17 protein-coding genes are annotated in these 20634 nt (G+C 70.5%); 7 read left to right on the forward strand and 10 right to left on the reverse strand.

The genetic code is table 11. The features are described from left to right. The first annotated feature begins 280 nt into the window (after positions 1-280). On the forward strand, positions 281-1840 hold the full coding sequence (locus ACQP1V_RS25175) for an IS4 family transposase (RefSeq protein ID WP_433412157.1): 1560 nt from the start codon (positions 281-283) through the stop codon (positions 1838-1840). Between the two features lie 52 nt (positions 1841-1892). Here ACQP1V_RS25175 and ACQP1V_RS25180 read toward each other — a convergent pair whose 3' ends face one another. Together ACQP1V_RS25180 and ACQP1V_RS25185 are read right to left on the reverse strand one after the other, a co-directional pair. Beyond that, the gene (locus ACQP1V_RS25180; RefSeq protein ID WP_433412300.1) at positions 1893-2534 is read right to left on the reverse strand and encodes a cytochrome b/b6 domain-containing protein; all 642 of its coding nucleotides are present in this window, start codon (positions 2532-2534) and stop codon (positions 1893-1895) included. 47 nt (positions 2535-2581) lie between these two features. Continuing rightward, complete coding sequence (locus tag ACQP1V_RS25185) at positions 2582-3073, reverse strand: hypothetical protein (protein WP_433412302.1); 492 nt, start codon at positions 3071-3073, stop codon at positions 2582-2584. A 147-nt stretch (positions 3074-3220) separates the two neighbouring features. Here ACQP1V_RS25185 and ACQP1V_RS25190 point away from each other — a divergent pair, with 147 nt between their 5' ends. After that, a complete protein-coding gene (locus tag ACQP1V_RS25190; RefSeq protein WP_433412304.1) occupies positions 3221-3724 on the forward strand; it encodes an RNA polymerase sigma factor in 504 nt (167 codons plus the stop codon). Beyond that, a complete protein-coding gene (locus ACQP1V_RS25195; RefSeq protein WP_067138858.1) occupies positions 3717-4409 on the forward strand; it encodes an anti-sigma factor family protein in 693 nt (230 codons plus the stop codon). Before ACQP1V_RS25190 ends, ACQP1V_RS25195 begins: the two co-directional genes overlap by 8 nt. Before the next feature lie 61 nt (positions 4410-4470). Here the strand turns inward: ACQP1V_RS25195 and rox are convergent, their stop codons facing one another. Together rox and ACQP1V_RS25205 are read right to left on the reverse strand one after the other, a co-directional pair. Continuing rightward, positions 4471-5898: a rifampin monooxygenase gene (gene rox, locus ACQP1V_RS25200; protein WP_433412306.1), complete on the reverse strand. Its 1428-nt coding sequence runs from the start codon at positions 5896-5898 to the stop codon at positions 4471-4473. A 305-nt stretch (positions 5899-6203) separates the two neighbouring features. After that, positions 6204-7076, reverse strand: coding sequence for a LuxR C-terminal-related transcriptional regulator (locus ACQP1V_RS25205; RefSeq protein WP_433412308.1), 873 nt, complete (start codon positions 7074-7076; stop codon positions 6204-6206). 87 nt (positions 7077-7163) lie between these two features. Between ACQP1V_RS25205 and ACQP1V_RS25210 the strand changes: the two genes are divergently transcribed. Beyond that, positions 7164-8801 (forward strand): AMP-binding protein, encoded by a 1638-nt coding sequence (locus ACQP1V_RS25210; protein ID WP_433412310.1) that lies wholly within the window; start codon positions 7164-7166, stop codon positions 8799-8801. 60 nt (positions 8802-8861) lie between these two features. On the opposite strand, the gene ACQP1V_RS25215 is transcribed toward ACQP1V_RS25210, so the two are convergent. The 3 genes from ACQP1V_RS25215 to ACQP1V_RS25225 are packed head-to-tail and all read right to left on the reverse strand — an operon-like array spanning position 8862 to position 12345. Continuing rightward, positions 8862-9218: a UBP-type zinc finger domain-containing protein gene (locus ACQP1V_RS25215; RefSeq protein WP_387416442.1), complete on the reverse strand. Its 357-nt coding sequence runs from the start codon at positions 9216-9218 to the stop codon at positions 8862-8864. Continuing rightward, entirely contained in the window at positions 9215-10672 is a 1458-nt protein-coding gene (locus tag ACQP1V_RS25220; RefSeq protein WP_433412312.1) for an ATP-binding protein, read from the reverse strand. Before ACQP1V_RS25220 ends, ACQP1V_RS25215 begins: the two co-directional genes overlap by 4 nt. Continuing rightward, positions 10669-12345, reverse strand: a complete 1677-nt coding sequence (locus ACQP1V_RS25225) for an FAD-dependent oxidoreductase (RefSeq protein ID WP_433412314.1) — start codon at positions 12343-12345, stop codon at positions 10669-10671. Before ACQP1V_RS25225 ends, ACQP1V_RS25220 begins: the two co-directional genes overlap by 4 nt. Before the next feature lie 473 nt (positions 12346-12818). Here ACQP1V_RS25225 and ACQP1V_RS25230 point away from each other — a divergent pair, with 473 nt between their 5' ends. Both ACQP1V_RS25230 and ACQP1V_RS25235 read left to right on the forward strand, forming a co-directional pair. Further along, positions 12819-13802 (forward strand): pirin family protein, encoded by a 984-nt coding sequence (locus ACQP1V_RS25230; protein WP_433412316.1) that lies wholly within the window; start codon positions 12819-12821, stop codon positions 13800-13802. After that, positions 13799-14113, forward strand: a complete 315-nt coding sequence (locus ACQP1V_RS25235; RefSeq protein ID WP_387416446.1) for a tetratricopeptide repeat protein — start codon at positions 13799-13801, stop codon at positions 14111-14113. The genes ACQP1V_RS25230 and ACQP1V_RS25235 overlap by 4 nt, the downstream gene beginning before the upstream one ends. A 59-nt stretch (positions 14114-14172) precedes the next feature. Here the strand turns inward: ACQP1V_RS25235 and ACQP1V_RS25240 are convergent, their stop codons facing one another. Together ACQP1V_RS25240 and ACQP1V_RS25245 are read right to left on the reverse strand one after the other, a co-directional pair. Next, on the reverse strand, positions 14173-15159 hold the full coding sequence (locus tag ACQP1V_RS25240; RefSeq protein WP_433412318.1) for a helix-turn-helix domain-containing protein: 987 nt from the start codon (positions 15157-15159) through the stop codon (positions 14173-14175). Then, on the reverse strand, positions 15153-16190 hold the full coding sequence (locus ACQP1V_RS25245) for a helix-turn-helix domain-containing protein (RefSeq protein ID WP_433412320.1): 1038 nt from the start codon (positions 16188-16190) through the stop codon (positions 15153-15155). The genes ACQP1V_RS25240 and ACQP1V_RS25245 overlap by 7 nt, the downstream gene beginning before the upstream one ends. Positions 16191-16413: 223 nt before the next feature. Between ACQP1V_RS25245 and ACQP1V_RS25250 the strand changes: the two genes are divergently transcribed. Beyond that, positions 16414-19176 carry an ATP-binding protein gene (locus tag ACQP1V_RS25250; RefSeq protein ID WP_433412322.1) on the forward strand — a complete coding sequence of 921 codons (2763 nt, stop codon included), beginning with the start codon at positions 16414-16416 and terminating at the stop codon, positions 19174-19176. Between the two features lie 79 nt (positions 19177-19255). Here the strand turns inward: ACQP1V_RS25250 and ACQP1V_RS25255 are convergent, their stop codons facing one another. Further along, positions 19256-20440, reverse strand: a complete 1185-nt coding sequence (locus ACQP1V_RS25255; protein WP_433412324.1) for a low temperature requirement protein A — start codon at positions 20438-20440, stop codon at positions 19256-19258. Between the last annotated feature and the right edge of the window lie 194 nt (positions 20441-20634).

A 20634-nucleotide genomic window follows, 5' to 3' on the forward strand; every position in this document is an offset into this window, starting at 1 on the left:
ATTTGCGTAGACATGTGAACCTAGCCGAAAGGCCTGACGTGTCTACCGAACCGGGGCAACTCCCAAGGCCGGGTAGTTAAGGCGCTCGTGGCGCTGTCAAGAACGTGAGTTCCCCAGACATGGGAACGGAGATCCAGTAGACAGGTGATCTTCCACAGCCATCCGTCGAAGAACTGGATCTCCGTTGATCGCCGAGTCTGCCAGGTCTGCTGTGCCCAGCGCTATCGAGACGGGTCACCCGCCCTGCCCAGCAGCCGAGGGAGTATTCGCGCCCGGGCATTTGGGTGAACTGACAACGCTCGTGCCGTTCGAGCTCGTCGACGCGATCCTTCACGAGACGCGCAACATGCAGCGCCGCCTGCGTTCTCTGCCCTCGCGTGTCGGGGTCTACTTCCTGCTGGCGATGTGCCTGTTCCCCGAGGTCGGCTACCAGCTGGTCTGGCAGAAGCTGACAGCGTCGCTGACCACCCCGCCGATCGTGACGCCCACCGCCAAAGCCCTGCGCGACCTGCGCCGCAGAGTCGGCAGCGCACCGATGCGCTGCTTGTTTGAGATCTTGTGCGGGCCGCTGGCCCAACCCACAACCCCCGGCGTGAGGTTCGGGCCCTACCGCACGGTCTCCTTCGACGGCTGCAGCTCGCTCAAGGCGCCCGACACCGTCCGCAACCGGGCCTGGCTCGGCAGCCCGGGCCACGGAGGCTACCCCCAACTGGAGCTGATGACGCTGGTCGAGACCGGAACACGGGCCCTGATCGGCGCGGTCTTCGGCCCCACCAGCGAAGGCGAGACCGGCTATGCCCGGCGCCTGCTGCACCTGCTGAAGCCGGACATGCTCGTGTTATGGGATAAGGGCTTCGACAGCAACGCCTTCCTCGCCCAGGTCGCCGCCACCGGCGCGCAGATCCTCGGCCGGCTGCGCAGCAACCGGCGCACCCCCGTCCTGGCCCTGTTCGCCGACGGCTCCTACCTCACGATGGTCGGCACCCTCCAGATCCGCGTCGTCGAGGCCCAAGTGACCGTGACCTGCGCGGACGGCACCACCTTCACCGGCTCCTACCGCCTGGCCACCACGTTGACCGACGCACGCCGTTATCCGGCCGCCGCCCTGGTCGCCCTCTACCACCAGCGGTGGGATCACGAGTCGGCCTACTACGCGCTGCGTCACACCATCATGCAGGGGCGGGTGCTGCGCTCGGGCGATGCCGCCGGGCTGGAGCAGGAGATGTGGTCGGTGCTCACGCTCTACCAGCTCCTTCGTACAGTGATGGTCGACGCCGCCGAGTCCCGGCCCGGCACCGACCCGGACCGCTGCGGCTTCTCCATCGCCCTGCACACGGCGCGCGATCTGCTCGTTCAAGCCGCATGCGTCGCCGACCGCGGCACCAACCTGGTCGGGGTCATCGGGCTCCGCGTCCTGGCTCATCTGCTTCCGTCCCGCCGCCCGCGGGTGAGTACCCGCAAGGTCAAGTCACCGATCTCTCGCTACAACGAACGACGCGACGATGGCCGGCCCGACCGAAGTCAGCCTGTCACTGCTCTCACCATCATCGTCCTTGCAGCGCCTACGGAGCCCCCGCTTCCCATCGCGTCCCGGGACGACCGGCTCACCGCACTGACCGACCGCCGTAGGGAAAGGGTTCTGGCCCTGCTTCAGGAAGATCCCGGCCGGTCCTGGCGCCCCCGGGACATCGCCTGCTACCTGGGCGACATCACGCTCGGCACCATGTATCGACAGCTCTCACGATGGGCCGAAAACGGCCTCATCCTCAAGATCGATTCCGGCCTCTACGCCGCCGCTACGCACCCGCCGGCTCCCTTGCCAAAGCCGCAAAAACGCTAACTACCCGGCCTTGGGGCAACTCCCCTCGGGCCCACCAGGCGTTCAGGGAGATTCAGCCTGGTGGCCGATCACGGTTCTCGCGTTCGGCCCAGGCGGGCCAGAGCCGCCGGGCCACCTCGGGATCGAGCCGGCCGCCCAGGTGCATCGATCTCCACACGCCCCGATAGCCGGGCAGCACTCCCGAGGCGACGAGCACGTGCCCGGCGATCAGCGGGGTGACCACGTAGGTCGCCCACCTGTGTACCCGGTCGAGAACGGCGAAGACCGGACCTCCGTGGAGCAGGACGAGCCCGAGCCCGGTGCCGACCAGCACGGCGAGACCCACGACCATCAGGACGTTGAGCAGGCGCTGGCCAGGGTCGAAATGGCCGTCATGATGGGCGAATCGTCCGGTGAACACGGCCCGCGGCCAGCGAGCGAGCCAGCGCGCGTCGCCGGGCCGCCACCTGAGGGACTCCGCGACGAAGGTCCGCACCCCTTTCCTGCCCAGGACGACGCCGATCAGGACGAGCACGGCCAGCGCCCAGCCGACGCCGCGGTGCAGGGTGGTGTCCGGCGTGCCGAAGAGCGTCGCCAGGGGGCTGGGCGTGCCCTCATTCCCGGCGATCAGCCACCAGCCGGTCGCCAGCAGGACGAGAACGGTGAGGTAGACGGCAGCGTGGAACCACCGAGTCCGGCGATCGTTCCGTTCCACACTCGGCCGAGAGCGCCCGGCCGGGCGCCGCCGCGTGGCCATCCCGCTCAGTATCCTCCGCCGTAGCCGCTGTAACCACCGTCGCTGCCACCGCTGTCGCCGCCGCTCGGCGTGGTGGCGGCACCCGCGCCGCCGGACGCGGTGACGTTGACGGTGATCTGAGCGGACGCGCCCGCCGGTGAGTGATCGGCGTGCTGCAGGGTCACCCCTACCGTGTGATTGCCCGGCGGCAGGTCCTGGATGGTGAAGCTCGGGGAGGTCACCACCGTGTAGTCGGCGGCGTCCTGGTCCGTGAAGACGTGCACGTGTTCGCGGCCGGAGTCGGGCGGCCCGATCGGCACGCTGGTGGTGAACCGCAGCGTGAACGGCATGGACACGTCGGCTCCGTCGGCCGGCGAGGTGATGGTGACCTTGGGTCCGCCGGCCCCTCCGTCCGCCGCGCCGCCCGCCGTACCGTTCGCGCCGCAGGCCGCGAGCAGCACGCCCAGCGCCACGGCCCCTGCCACGGACACGGGGCGCGCGATCGATCTTTTCATCATGGTGATCTCCTCGCTCGGAAACTCCCGTACGGCAGTAGTACGCAGGAGAACACCGCAAAAGATTCCTCAAATGAGGATGAAACCAAATATGACTCTTTTCCGTATTACAGGGAGTGGGCGCTTTCTGATGAATCCCTGTTGGCCGGTATGGCGTCGGGCGATACCGAGGCCGCGACGGTATTCGTCCGCCGCTATCAGGCACGGGTCTTCGGTCTCGCCCGCACCATCCTCGAAGAGGACACGATGGCCGAGGAGGTGGCCCAGGAGGCGTTCATTCGCGCCTGGCGACACGCCGGGGTCTATGACGCGCGCAAGGGCAGGGTGGCGACCTGGCTGTTCACCATCACCCGCAACCTCGCCATCGACGCGCTTCGCGTACGGCGTGAGCATCCTGTGGACCCGGGACGGCTGTTCGCGGCGCTGACCACCGCGGAACCGGCGGACGATCCGCCGGAGAACGAGGAACTCGCCCGACAGGAACTCCGCAACCTCCCGGTCGAACAGGCAAGGGCCGTCACCCTCATGGTCTTCTACGGGATGACCGGCAAGGAGATCGCCAAGCTGGAAGGAATCCCGCTGGGAACCGTCAAGACGCGTATTCGCAGGGGCCTCGCCCGGCTGCGCGAGCGACTGGAGTTGAACGATGACTGACGATCGGGAGTGCGAGCAGACGAGGGAGCTCATCCCGGAACTCGCCGCCGACGTCGCCTCCGGTGACGAGCGTGCCGCGACACTGCGGCACGTGGCGGCCTGCCCCGCGTGCCAGCGGCGGCTGGACGACTCGGCCGCCATGGTGGACCGGCTCGTCGCCCTGGCTCCCCCGCACGAGCCTCCCGTGGGTTTCGAGGCCCGCGTGCTCGCCGAGATCGCTCCGCGGCGACCGCGTACGTCACGCCGGCGCTGGACCGCGGTGCGTGCCGCCATCGCGCTGGCGGTGTCCGCGGTGGTGGCCGCGGCGCTGTCCGCCGGCGTCGTATGGCAGGCGACCGCGGGCGACAGGGGGCTCGCCAGGGACTACCGCAACACTCTGACTGTGGCGGACGGCCGCTATCTCACGGCCGCCGTGTTGTATGCCTCGCATGAGCGGGTGGGGCATGTCTTCGGCTACCAGGGTTCCCCGAGCTGGCTGTTCGTGACCGTCGACTCACGCCTCGAATCGGGCACTTACGACGTCTCGCTCGTGACACGCGACGGCCACCAGGTCCGCGTCGGCTCCATGACGATCACGAACGGCCGTGGATCCTGGGGCGTGACGATCGTTCAGCCCATAGCGCAGGTGGCCCGGGTGATGTTCAAGGGAAACGGCACGGCCGAGATGACGGCAAAGTTGCACTAAGCCGAACCCGGCCCGAGGTAGTGCCCGAGGTAGGCCTCCCCTTCGAGCCACAACTGCGGGCTCAGCCGACGGCGGCGCCGAACCACGTGGGCAGCCGGCTGAGCAGATCCTGCTGATCGTCACCGGCCCACGCCACGTGACCGTCCGGCCGCATCAGCACCGCGGGTACGTCCAGTTCCTCGCTGGTGTCGACGACGTGGTCGACCCGATCTGCCCACCCCGCCACCGAGAGACGGCCGGTCTGGTCGAGCAGGAGCCCGCGGCCTCCGCGCATCAGCTCGTAGAGGCGCCCCCGCTTCAGCCCCACGTCCCGCATCCGCCGGCCGAGCAGCTCATGTCCCTCGCCGAAGTCGTAGCGGACTCCGATCGCGGTGATCTTCTCGATCAGGTACCGGTTCACCTCCTCGAAGTCCATCAGTTCCCCCAGCAGCCGGCGCACCGCCTGAGGACCCGGCTCAAGGGACATCAGCTCGGACTGCGCGCGGGTGCTGTTCAGCACGTCGGCGGCCACCGGGCGCCGTTCGGCGTGGTAGCTGTCCAGCAGCCCCTCCGGCGCTCGGCCGCCGACCTCGGCAGCCAGTTTCCAGCCGAGGTTGAACGCGTCCTGGACGCCGAGGTTGAGCCCCTGCCCGCCCATCGGCGGGTGGACATGCGCCGCGTCGCCGGCCAGCAGCACCCGGCCGACCCGGTAGCGCTCGGCCAGCCGGGTGGCGTCGCCGAACCGGGAGAGCCAGCGCGGTGAGTGCGCGCCGAAGTCGGTGCCGGCGAACACCCGCAGCCGCTTCTTGACCTCCTCCAGGGTCGGCGGGACCGTGCGGTCCTCGGCCACCCCCTCGGCGGGCACGACCGCGCGGTACACCCCGTCCCCGATGGGCCCGACGCCGAACCCACGATGAGTCTTGCGGACTTCCGCGACGACGGCGGCAACCGTCGCCGGGTCCTCGGTCACCTGCATCTCGCCCAGCAGCCACTCGGCCCTGGCGGGCTCGCCGGGGAAGCCGACGCCGAGCAGCTTGCGCACCGTGCTGCGGCCGCCGTCACAACCGACCAGGTAGCGCGAGCGCAGCCGCGTGCCGTCGGCCAGCTCGGCGGTCACTCCGTGGTCGTCCTGGCTCAGCCCGACCAGCTCGCAGCCGCGCCGGATCTCGGCTCCGAGCTCGGCGGCGCGTTCGGCCAGCAGGCGATCGGTGACGGTCTGCGGGATGCCGAGGATGTACGCATGCGCGGTGTCCAGCCTGGCCGGACTCGGCTTGGCGAAACCGGCGAAGTATCCAGCGAGCGCATGCTTTTGGCCGTGCGCGAGGAATCGCTCCAGCAGGCCGCGCTGGTCCATCACCTCGATGCTGCGTACGTGCAGGCCGAGCGAGCGGGCGATTCTGGTCGGCTCCGCGTCCTTCTCCAGCACGAGCACGTGCACATCGTGCAGCCGCAACTCGCCGGCCAGCATCGAGCCGGTCGGTCCGCCACCGGCAATGATCACGTCGAACACGAAAATCCCCCATTCACCAAGGTTGCGTCTCCGAACGGCTGCTCCACGTGGCTCGGCGACGCACGGCCCGCGAGCACACGCATGTCGCGGAATTCCGTAGGTTCTGGCTCCAGCCGGAGATTCTGCGGCACGACCGGGGGCTTGCCACAAGCCCCCCAGTGCGGCATAAATTGAAAGTGGCAGGGAGTTCGTGAACTCCTTGCCTTTTCCGTCTGCCGTGAACGCGGCGGCCGCCGGTGGCCGTGCGGTGACTGTGCGATGACCGTGCCGGCGCGGAGCTCACCCGCGATTGATCGGCTCGGCCTCTACGGCATGAACCCGGAGCGCCGGGCGACGATCACGGTCTCCATCCGGCTGTGAGTGCCGAGCTTGCGCATGATGGTGCGCAGGTAGCTCTTGACCGTCTCGGGAAGAATGCCGAGGCGGCGGCCCGTCTCGGCGTTTCCGCACCCCACCGCGACCAGGGCCAGCACGTCCAGCTCCCGCGGCGACAGCGGGTTCTCGCGAAGGGGCCGGCCGTTGGAGCCCGCCAGCCGGTCGCAGGCGTCCTGGAGGCGCAGACGGAGTGCGGGGTCGGCGATCTCCTGCGCGATCGACCGCAGCTGGGCGTGCACCTGGCGGACTTCCTCCCACTCCGGGGCGGTCGGCGCCTCACGCGCCGCGCGGGTGATCGCGGCCGTCTCCAGTTCGACCATCCGGCGCTCGACCTCGCGCCGCACGGCCAGCTCGATGCCCATGCGGAGTGCGACCTGCGTCATGGCGTCCAGCACGCGGGTGCTGAGCGACAGCGACTCGCGGATCCCGCCGTACAGGACCCCGAACACCGAGCCGTCGATCGTGACCGGAACGGCCGCGATCGCCCGCATCCCTTCGGCGATCACGGGCCTGTCGTACTCATGGCTGATCCGCAGGTCGGTGAGGTAGTCGTCGACGCTGCCGGGGCGCGCGGTGACGAGCACCCGGCCGCCGAGTCCGTTGCCGGCGCCGATGACCAGGCCGCGCAGGGCGCCGGTCAGCGTCCCGGTGAACTCCGTGAGCCGTACGTCCCGCCGCCCGGGTGACACCGCACCGCCGAACGCGACGGGGAGTCCCGTGACCCGGCGCATCCTCGCCAGGGCGGTGTGCAGCACCTCGCGTTCGTGTTCCGGGTTGCTGACCGGTGCGTGTGTTACGGCCATACAACCGGAATGTAATGAGGTTTGCCGGTCGGAGCCATCCCCCGAACGGGGGTAGTGGTCCTCGGCGTCCGCGCCGATGCTGCGTCCATGCACGACTTACTTCTCTCGTACTCCTCCGGCACTTCGGACGTCTCTCTGCTCGGGGAGACGATCGGGGAGAACCTCGAACGCACCGTGGCGCGCTTCGGTGATCGCGAGGCGCTGGTGGACGTGGCGACCGGGCGCTGCTGGACGTACGCCGAGTTCGACGCCGCGGTGAACGAGGTCGCGCTCGGGCTGATGGCCCGCGGAATCGCCAAGGGCGACCGGGTCGGCATCTGGGCGCCCAACTGCGCCGAATGGGTGCTCGTCCAGTACGCCACCGCGAAGATCGGCGCGATCCTCGTCAACGTCAACCCGGCGTACCGCAGCCACGAGCTCGCCTACGTGGTGCGTCAGTCCGGCATGCGCCTGCTGGTCAGCGCGGTCGCGTACCGGAGCAGCGACTACCGGGCGATGATCGCCGAGATCGGGTTCGCGGACGTCGTGTTCATCGGCGAGCGCGGATGGGACGACCTGGTCGAGAGCGGCAGGCGGAGCGACCCGGCCGCCCTGCGGGAACGGGCCACGACGCTGACCTTCGACGACCCGATCAACATCCAGTACACCTCGGGCACCACCGGCTTCCCCAAGGGAGCCACGCTGTCGCACCACAACATCCTGAACAACGGCTACTTCGTGGGCGAGCTGGTCGGTTACACCGAGGCCGACCGGGTCTGCCTGCCGGTCCCGCTGTATCACTGCTTCGGGATGGTCATGGGCAACCTGGGCGTCACCTCGCACGGCTCGTGCATCGTGCTTCCCGCGCCCGGCTTCGACCCCGAGCTCACGCTGCGCGCCGTCGAGCAGGAGCGCTGCACCTCGCTGTACGGCGTGCCCACCATGTTCATCGCCGAGCTCGGTCACCCGGACTTCGCCGCCTTCGACCTGTCCAGCCTGCGTACCGGGATCATGGCCGGTTCGCCCTGCCCGGTCGAGGTGATGAAGCGCGTCGTCGCCGAGATGAACATGAGCGAGGTGGCGATCTGCTACGGCATGACGGAGACGTCTCCGGTGTCGACGATGACGCGGCGCGACGACGGGCTGGCCCGCCGTACCGAGACGGTCGGCCGTGCCATGCCGCACATCGAGGTCAAGGTCGTCGACCCTGTGTCGGGGCTGACGCTGCCGCGCGGCGAGACCGGGGAGCTGTGCACCCGGGGGTACTCGGTCATGCTCGGATATTGGGAGCAGCCGGACGCCACGGCCGAGGCGATCGACACCGCCCGCTGGATGCACACCGGCGATCTGGCCGTCATGGACACCGAGGGGTACGTCAACATCGTGGGCCGGATCAAGGACATGGTGATCCGCGGCGGCGAGAACATCTACCCGCGCGAGATCGAGGAGTTCCTCTACACCCATCCCGACATCGCCGACGTCCAGGTGATCGGCGTGCCGGACGAGAAGTACGGTGAGGAGCTCATGGCCTGGATCGTCATGCGGCCGGGAACCTCGCCGCTCACCGGCGCACAGGTCAAGGAGTTCTGCGGGGGGCGGCTCACCCACTACAAGGTCCCGCGCTACATCCATGTCGTGGACGCGTTCCCCATGACGGTCACGGGAAAGATCCGCAAGGTGGAGATGCGCGAGCGCGCCGTCGAGATCCTCGACCTGTACGACGCGGCCCGCATCCGCAACGCGTGATCGCTCGCGCCGACGCCGGGAGCCTCCCCCGGGCACCGCGAGTCGGGCGCGGTGGCTCGGTCACCCGCCACCCAGGCGTTCGGCCCAGTCGGCGGGTACCCGCCCGGCGGGCCCGGGGACGGGCTGGTCGGCGGGGCGGCTCTCCGGCGGCGCCAACGCGGGCCCGGACTTGTAGAACTTCGAGGAGGTGTAGTCCCAGAACCACTCCTCACCCGGTTCGAAACTGCGGATCACCGGGTGTCCCGTCTCCTTGGCGTGCGCCGAGGCGTGCTTGGACGGCGAGTCGTCGCAGCAGCCGATGTGGCCGCACAGGGCGCAACGCCGCAGATGCACCCACCATCCGCCGGCCGCATCGCACTCGACGCAACCGGTGCCGCTCGGCGGAACGGCGGGGTCGATCGCTTGCTCGGGGCTCATTGCGACTCCTCTGGGGTGTCCGGGTCGGAGGGGGACAGCGGGAGGCGGACCTGGAATCGGGTGTCGCCGGGCACGGACTCGACCCGCAGGTCGCCGCCGTGCCGGCCGACGACGATGCGCCAGGAGATGTCCAGGCCCAAGCCGGTGCCCTCACCGACGGGTTTGGTCGTGAAGAAAGGGTCGAAGATGCGGTCGCGGATCTCGGGCTGCACGCCGGGGCCGGTGTCGCCGATCTCGACCAGCAGGCGGTCGCCGGCCCGTGCGGTCCGGACGGTCAGTGTGCCGTCGGCGTCCGTGCCGCCCATGGCGGAGAGCGCGTTGTCGACGAGGTTGGTCCACACCTGGTTGAGCTCGCCGGGGCACGCCGGAATCTCGGGCAGCGTGCGGTCGTAGTCCTTGACGACACTGACGCGCGCCCCGATCTTCTGCGACAGCATGACCAGCGTGCTGTCGAGCAGGTCGTGTACGTCGGTGTGCCGGTATGGCGCGCGGTCGAGTTGCGCGTAGTGCTTCGCCGCGTCGACCAGGGCGGAGATGCGGGTGGTCGAGTCCTCGATCTCGTCGAGGAGGAGCTCGGTCTCGACGGTGCAGTTCAGCCAGCGCACGGCCGCCTCGAGCACGTCCGGGGGCACGGCCGCGGCGATCCGGTCCAGCCAGGAGGTATCGAGACCGGCCTGCACGAACGTCGGCGCGAGCTGCCATCCGTCGGCGATGCCGTGTTCGTCCAGCCAGTCGGTCAGGACGTCCTCCCGGTCCGAAGCCTCCAGCGGGCTGAGAGCGGGGGCCCGTGCGGCGAGTTCGGCGGTGTCTTCCTGAATCCTGGCCAGCACGTCGACACTGTCCCGCCGGATCGGGTCGGCCGCGATGTCGCCGAGCCCGTGGCGCACCCCGGCAACCCGCTCCCGGAGTTCGGCGGTGGCCCGCACCGCGGCGGCGGCCGGGTTGTTGAGCTCGTGCGTGAGCCCGGCCGTCAGCGACCCGAGGGCCAGCAGACGCTCGCGCTGGCCGATCGCCTGCTGGGTGTTCTTGGTCCCGAAGAACAGCCCCTCCAGCAGATGGACGGCCATCGGGAACCAGTCCCACATGATCTCCGCGAAGGTCTCCGCGGGCAGGACGAAGAACCGGGAGGGCTCGGTGACCCGCATCGAGTTGTTGTAGACCTGTGGCACCTGGTCGCCCAGGTACGCCTGGAAGGCGCCGGCGTACACGCCGCGCATGGAGGTGCGGTTGACGTCCACGTCTTCGCCGCCGACGCGGCGTGAGAGCACCACCGTGCCCTCGAAGAGGACGTACAGGTACGCGGCCGGGTCGCCCTCCCGGTAGACCGTGCCCGGGTCGAACCACTCCGCCCGGCCGTCCCGGCACAGCCGGGCGAGCTGGCTGTCGGAGAGCTTCTCGAACAGGAACAAAGCCCGCAGCTCTTCCTCGTCGCAGTGCGTCCGGGGCCGGGTCACGACTGCTCCAGGTAGCGGTGCACGAGCATGACGGCCATGGCCCCTTCGCCGACCGCGGAGGCGACCCGCTTGGCGGACTCGGCCCGCACGTCACCCGCCGCGAACACGCCCGGCACGCTGGTCTCCAGGTGGTACGGCGGCCGGTCCAGCGTCCATCCGGCGGGCGGGCGCCCGTCCGGCGACAGGTCGGGGCCGGTCAGGACGAACCCGTGCGAGTCCCTGAGCACCGTGCCGTCCAGCCAGTCGGTCAACGGCGCGGCCCCGATGAACACGAACATCCACTGGGTCTCCACGGTCTCGGTCTCGCCGCTCACCGTGTTGCGCAGCGTCAGCTTCTCCAGGTGATCCGTACCGTGGACGGCCTCCACGACGGTGTCGGTGCGCACCGAGATCACCGGGGACTCCATGACCCGCTGGAGAAGGTAGTACGACATCGAGGCGGCCGGCGATGACCCGCGTATCACCAGGGTGACGGACTTGGCACCCCGGGCGAGGAACATCGCGGCCTGGCCGGCCGAGTTCGCCCCGCCGACGATGTACACGTCCTGCCCCTGGCACGCGGGAGCCTCGGTCAGGGCCGATCCGTAGTACACGCCCCGCCCGGTCAACTCGGTGACGCCCGGCACATCCAGCTGCCGGTACGACACGCCGGTCGCCAGGATCACGCAGTGCGCCGAGACCTCGGAACCGTCCGAGAACCGGAGTGTGCGTGCCGCGCCCCGCACCTCCAGTGCGGTGATCTGGCGCGCCGTCAGCAACTCGGCCCCGAACTTCGTCGCCTGACGCCGCGCCCGGTCGGTGAGCTGTGCCCCGGAGACGCCGTCCGGGAAGCCGAGGTAGTTCTCGATGCGCGAGCTCTGACCTGCCTGGCCGCCGGTCGCCTCACGCTCGACCAGGACCGTCCGCAGCCCTTCGGAGGCCCCGTACACGGCTGAGCCCAGGCCGGCCGGTCCGCCGCCGACGATGACGAGGTCGTAGAAGTCGGCCGCCGGAGTCGTCGACAGTCCCACCCGGCCGGCCAGTTCACGCTCCTCTGGCTCCACCAGCGCGGTCCCGTCCGGAGCGACCACCAGCGGCAGCCGAAGCCCGTCCTGGCCCGCGGCGTGGAGCAGGCGCCGGCCTTCCGGCTCGTCGGACGAGTACCAGCGGTAGGGAACCTGGTTGCGGGCCAGGAACTCCCGGATCTGCGAGGAGCGCGCCGACCATCGGTGACCGACCATTTTGGTGGTGGGCGTCTCCTTGCCGCTGGTGACCTGCCAGGACTCCAGCAGGTCGTCCACCACCGGATAGAGCTTCTCCTCCGGCGGGGCCCACGGCTTGAGCAGGTAGTGGTCGAGGTCGACGACGTTGATGGCGTCGATCGCGGCGCCGGTGTCGGCATAGGCGGTGAGCAGCACGCGACGGGCACCGGGGAACAGGTCGAGGGCCTGCTCCAGGAACTCGACGCCGTTCATCCGCGGCATGCGGTAGTCGGCCAGGAGCACCGCGACATGGCTGCCCCGCAATTTCAGCTCGCGCAGAGCCTCCAGCGCCGACTCACCGGACTCGGCGCGGACCACGCGGTACCGCTCGCCGTAGCGGCGGCGCAGGTCACGGGCGACGGCGCGGGACACCGCCGGGTCGTCGTCCACGGTCAGGATGACCGTACGCGCTGCGTCGACGGCCTCCGCCATGTATCACCTCCGGGACTTGTCAGCTCACCGCACGGTACGGCACGGCCCGCGCCGCGGACCACGTGACCGACCATGTTCGGTTGGTGGAGCGCGACAGCCCGCGAGGCGCTGTCGACCCCGACAGCGGTCGTACCCACCCACTTCCGCCGGGCACCGCGATCCACTCCCTCGGCGCCACCCGACGGCATCCGCGACGGCAGTCTCGCCACACTACGGCGTGACGCGATCGCACCTTGCCTGGCAGCGCACGACCGCCGGCCCCTGCGCGCACAACGGACTGGTGTCAGGTGCCTTCCTCGGCGGGACGGTCCATTGTGGTCGCTGGACGTACTCGTCCTCGAGCACGCCCTGCGCCCCTTCACCTACGTGCGCGCCGTCGTCGTCCCCACGCCCGGCAGCGCGTGGAATTTCTCGCACGCCAGAACTGTTCCGCAAGTCGAATGTTTAACATTCAACCAAGTTAGGAGGGTGCCATGCCCGCCATCACCGCCAACACACTGACGCTGCCCCGCGTGGTCGTGCCCGATCCCGCCGCGACCGTCCAGCGCCCGGTCCGGTCGGTGACCACCGCGCCCAGCGACTTCGAGGGGGAAGGCTTCCCCGTACGGCGTGCGTTCGCCGGGGTCTCCTTCGCCGACCTGGACCCGTTCATCCACATGGACCAGATGGGCGAGGTGGAGTACGCGCCCGGCGAGCCCAAGGGCACGGCCTGGCACCCGCACCGCGGCTTCGAGACCGTCACCTACATCATCGACGGGATCTTCGACCACCAGGACTCCAACGGCGGCGGCGGCACGATCACCGACGGCGACACCCAGTGGATGACCGCCGGCTCCGGGCTGCTGCACATCGAGAAGCCGCCGGAGCACCTGGTGGTGTCCGGCGGGCTGTTCCACGGGATCCAGCTGTGGGTCAACCTGCCGCGGGCGGACAAGTTCCACCCGCCGCGCTACCAGGACATCCGCGGCGGCGAGGCCACGCTGCTCTCCTCGGCCGACGGCGGCGCGCTGCTGCGGGTGATCGCCGGCGAGCTGGACGGCCACCCGGGGCCCGGGATCACGTTCACGCCGATCGCGATGGTGCACGCCACCGTCAGCCCGGGCGCGACGCTGAGCGTGCCGTGGAACCCCGGCTTCAACGCGCTGGCCTATGTGCTGGCAGGCGAGGGCTCGGTGGGTGCCGGACACGCGCCGATCCACAAGGGACAGCTGGCCCTCTTCGGGCCCGGCGGGGCGCTCACGCTGGCCGCGAACCCGCGCCAGCCGCAGGCCGAGCCGAACCTGGAGGTGCTGCTGCTCGGCGGGCAGCCGATCCGCGAGCCCGTCGTGCATTACGGGCCCTTCGTGATGAACACACGCGCCGAGATCCTGCAGGCGATGGAGGACTACCAGGCCGGCCGCCTGGGCGTCGCCCCCGCCGAGCGGATGCCGCACACCGACGGAGAGGAGCGGCCATGACCGCGACCCTGGCCGAGGAGTTCGCCCGCGGCCGGATGTTCTTCGAACTCAAGGACTACGTCGGCGCCGCCCGCATCCTGGCACCGGTGGTCGCCGCCGAGCCGGGCAACGTGGCGGCCCGCCTGCTGCTGGCCCGCGCCTACTACCACTCCGCCCAGCTGCGTGGGGCCGAGGCGGAACTGCGTGCCGTCATCGAGCGTGCTCCCACAGAGGAGTACGCCCACCTGCTGCTGGGCCGTACCCTCCAGCGGGCCAACCGGCACGCGGAGGCGGAGACCCACCTTCGGTTGCACGCGGCCATGACCGGATGATCGATGGTGCCCCTGGCCGGCGCGGCCGGCCAGGGGCCACCAGCGCGATGCCGCCGCGATCAGCAGCGTGCGCGTGCGTCGGCCTCAGCGGCGGACCGCCATTGCATCGGCGACATGCCGTACGCTTCGCCAAATGTCCGGCTGAAGTGGGAGGGGCTGGCGAACCCCCAGCGAGCGGCCACCGCGGCGATCGACCTGTGGGCCGGGCCGGACTGGGCAAGTTCCTGGCGTGCCGCCTCGAGCCGCCGCATCCGTACCCAGCCGTTGACGGTGGTGCCGTGCAGCTGGAAGAGCCGGTGCAGGTAGCGCAGGGAGACGCCGTGCTGATCGGCGATGTCCTGCGGGGCGAGTCCCGGTTCTCCCAGCCGGGCCCGGACGGACACCGTGATCCGCTCCCACAGCGCCGACGTGGGCCGCCTGCTGACCTGTTCCAGGGCCACGGTGGCCAGGATCTCCGCGGCGACGCGAGCGAGTTGTTCGCGCCGGGCCGGGGTGGCCCTGGTGACCTCTTCGAGGAGCCCGCACAGCGACGGCAGGAGCAGGGCCACCGCCCCCTCCCCCGCCTCGTCCACCACTGTGCCCGAGAGGGCGGACAGCTGCGCTTCCTCCAGGCGCAGCAGCGCCCGGGGCATCATGAGGATCCGGGCCCGCTGCCGCCGCGGCAGCACGATCCTGAACGGGCGCCGCGCGTCATGGAACGCCAGACGACCAGGCACGAGTTCGGCCATGCGACCGTCCTGCAACAGCAGCGCGTCGCCGTCCAGCTGCTGACGCACCAGGATGTGGGTGCGCTGGTCGGCGGCCACCGAACCGGCACCACGCAGGATCGTTCCCGGGCCGAACACCTCCGTGGCGATCTGGAGGGCTCCCCATCGTTCGGCGGCAAGCTCGCCCGCCCACGGGCGGTCGCCGTCGACGGCGACCTCGAGGTGCACGAAAACCTGCGAGAGCGTGCGTTCCCAAGCGGCGACACGGTCGCCGGGAGCGAGGTCCCGGGTGGAGAAGAACATCCCCCGACCGGGGGAGGTCAGCGCCCCTGTCAGCACGGCGCGTCCGCCGTGCGGCTCGCCCGCTCTCGGGCGAGCCACTCCGTGGGCGACAGACCGAAGGAGCCGCGGAAGGCCTTGCTGAACCGGGCGGGACTGGTGAAACCCCAGCGCCGCGCGACCTGGCCCAGGCTGACGGACCCCGGTGCCTGTGCGGCGAGTTCCCTTCGGCATTCCCGCAGGCGCAGCTCGCGGATCCACCGGAACAGGGTGGTCTCCTCGGCCTCGAACAGCCGGTGCAGATAACGGACGGAGACACCGTGGACGTCGGCGATGACCTGGGGGGTCAGGCCGGGGTCCGACAGATGCCAGCGAACGAAGGTCTTGATCCTCAGCAGCAGGACATCGCCGGCGCCCGGCAGTTCGGCCGGGTCCTCGTCCAATTCGGCTGCCGCGGTGGCCGCCACCAGGTCGATGACGGACGCGGCCAGTCGCTCGGCCGTCGGCGTCGCGTACGTCTCGGAGGTGTCCGCCAGCCGCTCCAGCAGGGGCGCGAGCAGGGCGGGGAGACCGCCGATCGGGCGCACTGCCCGCGCGGTGAGCTGTCGCAGGTCGGCCTCCGACCGCGCGAGCAGGCCGCGCGGAACCGCGAAGATCTTCAGTCGGAAGCGTTCCGGGAAGGTGGTGCGGAAGGGCCGGACGGTCTCGAAGAACCCGATGTCTCCGGCCCGCAACTCGGTGGTGCGGCCGTCCTGTTCGACCTGGGCCCGACCGGTGCTCTGGAGGGCCACGAAGACGTGCCGCCCGTCGCCGCGGGCGATGAAGCGCGGCGCCCGGTGGACGCGGCCCGGGTCGCATTCCACCGTGGTGATCTGAAGGTCCCCGAGGCGGTCGGTGCGCATGGCCGCGTCATAGGTGCTGCCTTCAGTGGCGATGTCCATCCCGACCAGGGACGCGAGCACGGCGTCGTGCCAGAAGTCCAGGCTCTCGTGCGGCGGAACCGAGCGGGTGGTCAGCACCCGGGCTCGCGGACTCGCGGAGGCGGTTGGCGGCCGGTGTCTCTCCTCGACGGAGCCGATGACGGTTGGCATGCCGCCACCGTTCGCCGTACGACTGGCCGCTTCCTGGGGTGGGCGGACCGTCATGCGCCTACTCTCGATCATGGTTGTGGGCCGGCTTCCCTGGCCAGGCCATAATCGGGGAGACAAGGTCGCGACGCTTCTGTCATATGACCGGTCGTGCGCCGTTCCGGTCGGGCCACCGGTGGCAGGCCGTGCGGCGGCTGACAGGGGCCCCAGCGTCCTGATCGCCGGCTTGAGGAGAACGACCGAGATGCACCCCGCCGATCCGGGCATCCTGGGCAGAGCCGCCGAGCTGTCCCACATCGAGAGCCTGCTCGGGGCGGTGGACGGCAGCGGCCCGCAGGTGCTGGTGCTGACCGGAGAGGCGGGAGCGGGCAAGAGCACCCTGGTCGACCGGACGGCCGGGCAGGGCCTGGCCCGCGGCCTGCGGACCCTGCGCGTGCGCGGAAGCGAGGCTGAAGCCGGGCTGGGGCTCTCGGGCATCCACCAGCTCCTGCACCCGCTGCTTCCCGGTGACACGCTGCCGGTCAACCTGCGGAAGGCCCTCGACCGCGCCTTCGGGATGGCGGCGCAGGACGACATGCCCCTCGACCAGCTGTCCTTGTGCGTGAGCGTGCTCACCCTCATCAGCGACGCCGCCGCACGCCGACCGCTGCTCCTGCTGGTCGACGACGCTCAATGGCTCGACCTCGGCTCGGTGGACGTGCTGGGCTTCCTCGCCCGGCGTCTGGAGGGCAAGCCCGTGGTGATGCTGCTCGCCGCGCGTGAGGAGGCCGTGCCGGCTCGCTTCGACCGGGACTTCCCGCACGTGGCCGTCGGGCCACTGGCCCGGGCAGAGGCGGGGTTGCTCCTGGATGCCCAGCCGAACCCACCTCGCGGCCGGGCCCGTACGCAGATCCTCCAGCAGGCTGCCGGCAACCCGCTGGCCCTGATCGAGCTGTCCCGAGCCATCGCCCGAGGCCGGACCGGCACGGGTCAGGACGGCGGTGCCGCCCTTCCGCTCACCGCGCGACTGGAGAACCTCTTCGCCGCCGACCTCCCCGGCCTGCCCGCGCCCACGCGTGCGGCGCTGCTCCTGGTCGCCGCCGCGGGAACGGGGCAACCGGCCGATCTCCTACGCGCCGTCCCGTCGTTGGACGTCGTCCAGGCGCTGGCACCCGCGGAGGGCCTCGGCCTGGTTCGGGTCGAGGACGGCCAGGTGCTGTTCCGCCATCCGCTGGTCCGCTCGGCGGTCTACCAGGCGGCTTCCTTCGCTGAGCGTCGGCAGGCCCACCTGTCTCTGGCTTCCGCCCTTTCCGGGGAACCGGACCGCCGCGCCTGGCACCTGGCCGCCGCGGCGACGGGTCAGGACGCCGAGGTCGCCGGCGCCTTGGCGGAGAGCGCCGACCGCGCCCGTGCCCGGGGCGGGTACGCGGCTGCCGCGGCAGCGCTGGAGCGCGCCGCGGAACTGACTCCGGCATCGGAGCTGCGCGCCCGGCGCCTGCTGTCGGCCGCACAGGCGGCCATGTTCGCCGGCCACCCGCAGTGGGTCGGCGAGATCAGCGGGCGCGTCGGCGACCTGACCGAGGATCCGCGGCTGCGCGCCGAAGCCTCCCTCCTGGCCGGGTGGGCCCTGGGGGTCACGCTCCGCCACGAGGAAGCGCTGGCGCTGCTGCTCGGCGTGGCCGAAGCCACCGCCGCCTCGGCTCCGGACCTGGCGCTCGGCACCCTGGCTACCGCCGCGACGTCCGTCTACAACTCCGGGGCACCGTTCTACCGGGCGGAACTGCGCCGGATCCGCGCTCTGATCGGCGAAGCCCGCGATCCGGCCGCCTCCGCCTGGTCCGAGGCGGTCATCGATCCGCACCACCGAAGGACGAGGCTGGTGGGGCTTCTGGAGAAGGGGCTGGCCGCCATGTCGCAGGAGTCGCTGGGGAACCTGACGGCGCTCGGCGGCACGGCCTGGATCCTGGACGAGACCGAGCAGGCCGTTCGCATCCTCGAGCAGACCATGGACGCCATACGGCGCGCCGGCAGCGCGGGCGCCAACGCGACAATCGCTCAGGCACTCGCCCTCGCCTTGTTCGAGAGCGGTTCATGGACGGCGGCCCAGTCCGCGGCGGAGGAGGCGTTCTGGATGGCCACGGAAGCCGGAGCCGACAACGCCACCGTGGGCTCCCGCATCCTCCAGGCCACGCTGTGCGCTCTGCGGGGCGACCATACGGCCGCGCGAACGCGGGCATTGGAAGCCGTGCGCGGCGTGGACCTGCGCAGATCCCTGAGCCTTCAGGTCCGGCACCGTCACGCGGTGGGCATGGCCGCATTCGTCGCCGGAGAGCACGCCGAGGCCTACGAGCAGCTGCGCGCGACCTTCACCCGCGACTTCTGTCCCGCTCCCGTCCACTACCACGCCTCGGTCTACTACCTGGGTGACCTGGCCGCCGCCGCGGTCCGCGCCGGGCGGACGGACGACGCGCGCACTGTGGTCGACGCCGTCGAGCGCGGCCTGGGACCCGACAGGTCCCCCCGGCTGGCCGCCGTCCTCCATCGGGCCGCGGCCCTGCTGAGCGATACCCAGGACGCCGCGGACCATTTCCACGCCGCCCTCGCCGACTCCGCCGTCGACTGCTGGCCTTTCGAGAAGGCACTCACGCAACTCGACTTCGGCGAGTGGCTGCGCCGACGGCGCCGCAGTACCGAGGCACGCACGCACCTCAGCGCGGCGTTGGAGTGCTTCCAGCGGCTCGATGCCCGGCCCTGGATCGATCGCGCAGCCGCGGAACTGCGGGCGGCGGGAGCCCCGGCTGCAGCGGCGAGCCCGGCCGGCGAGCTCACCGCGCAGGAGCAGCAGATCGCCGAACTGGCCGCTCAGGGCCTGACCAACCGCGACATCGCGGCCCGGCTCTACCTGTCGCCCCGGACCGTCGGCTACCACCTGCACAAGATCTTCCCCAAGCTCGGTATCCGCGCCAGGGCGCAACTCCGCGACGCCCTCTCACAGGATCCGCCGCAGTGACAGGGTGCCGGGCGAACGCGGGTACGTGGAGTGTGTCCCCGCGGCCGTCGGGTGATCGGCCCGGCCGCGTGGTCAACCGCTATAACGACGCCCTCTCACGCGGGCCCCGGACCGCACCGGTCGCGATCGTGACGGCGACCAGCAGCACACAGACAGCCGCGATCGCCGCGACCACGGCGGCCACACCGATCGAGGGTGTCGCGAGTGGCAAGGACAAGATGACGATGACGCAGGCCAGGACCGCGACGGGATGGGCGATCGGCTCTGCGACGACAAGCGCGTTCAGCGCCCACAGCAGGGCGAGGAACACACCGACCGGGATGGCGACCGCGTAGCCGAGTGCCAACGACGGTACGTGCACCTCGTGCCCGCTCTGCTCCACCGCCACTTCGAGCCCGGCGCCCAAGGCCGCCAAGGCCGCGAAGATGCCGTAGTGGCCGTATCCCCACAGGAACGACCGATGACGGCGGTCACCGAGACCTTCCCCGGCCTCCACGAGGAAGTAGGCCCACCAAAGAGCGAACAGCAGGACGAGGCCGGAGACGGCGATGACGACGAAAGGACCGCTGATCCGGCCCGTTTCGAGCGCTCCCGCGACTCCCCTGCTCGCGGCCAGGACACTCTCGCCGAGCAGAATGATCGTGAACAGGCCGTAGCGTTCGGCGATGTGGTGCGGATGCCAGTTCGTACGCCTGACCCGTTCCGCCCACCGTGGCACCGCCAGTTCCAGGACGACCAGGCAGACGAAGGACGGCAGCCCGAAGGACGTGTGCAGGACACCCGTGTCCTGCAGGACGAGGCGAAGCACCCATCCCACCTGCACGAAGCTGATGCCCGCGGCGTACCGCAGCGCGGTGCGGCGGCTCTCCGGATCTTCCAGACCGGCCCGCAGCCACTGGACCACCAGCGCCATCCTCATGATGAGGTAGCCCAGCGTGACGACACCGTAGTCGGAGTGACGGGCCGCGGCGGGCACACCGGCGGCCAGGACCAGCACGCCGGCCATCTGCACCATGGTCAGCAGCCGGTAGGCGACATCGTCGGTGTCGTAGGACGAGGCGAACCACGTGAAGTTCATCCACGCCCACCAGATCGCGAAGAACACCTGGAGGAAGGGGACCAGTCCGGTGAGGCCATGACCGCCGGCGATGGCGTGCGCGAACTGGGCGGTGACGCCGGCGACCGCGACCACGAAGGTGAGGTCGAACAGCAGCTCAAGCTGGCTGGAGACGCGGTGCGGCTCGTCGGTGGGGCGAGCGCTCATCCGGACTCGGATCCGGATCGTGGTGCCGGTTGGTGGCAAGGTTTCGCTCCTGTCGCTCCGGGAGTCCGGTCCGCGTGAAAAACAGGACAGCAATCTATGCCAGCGCGGCGCGAAGGCCGCTCCGCCGGTCGGGCGGCCTGATCGGTTCCGTGGGGGCCGCAGCATGGTGCGGATTCACGCGCCGATCAGGCCGC

Source organism: Microtetraspora malaysiensis, from assembly GCF_050947145.1.
GTDB lineage: Bacteria > Actinomycetota > Actinomycetes > Streptosporangiales > Streptosporangiaceae > Microtetraspora_A > Microtetraspora_A malaysiensis.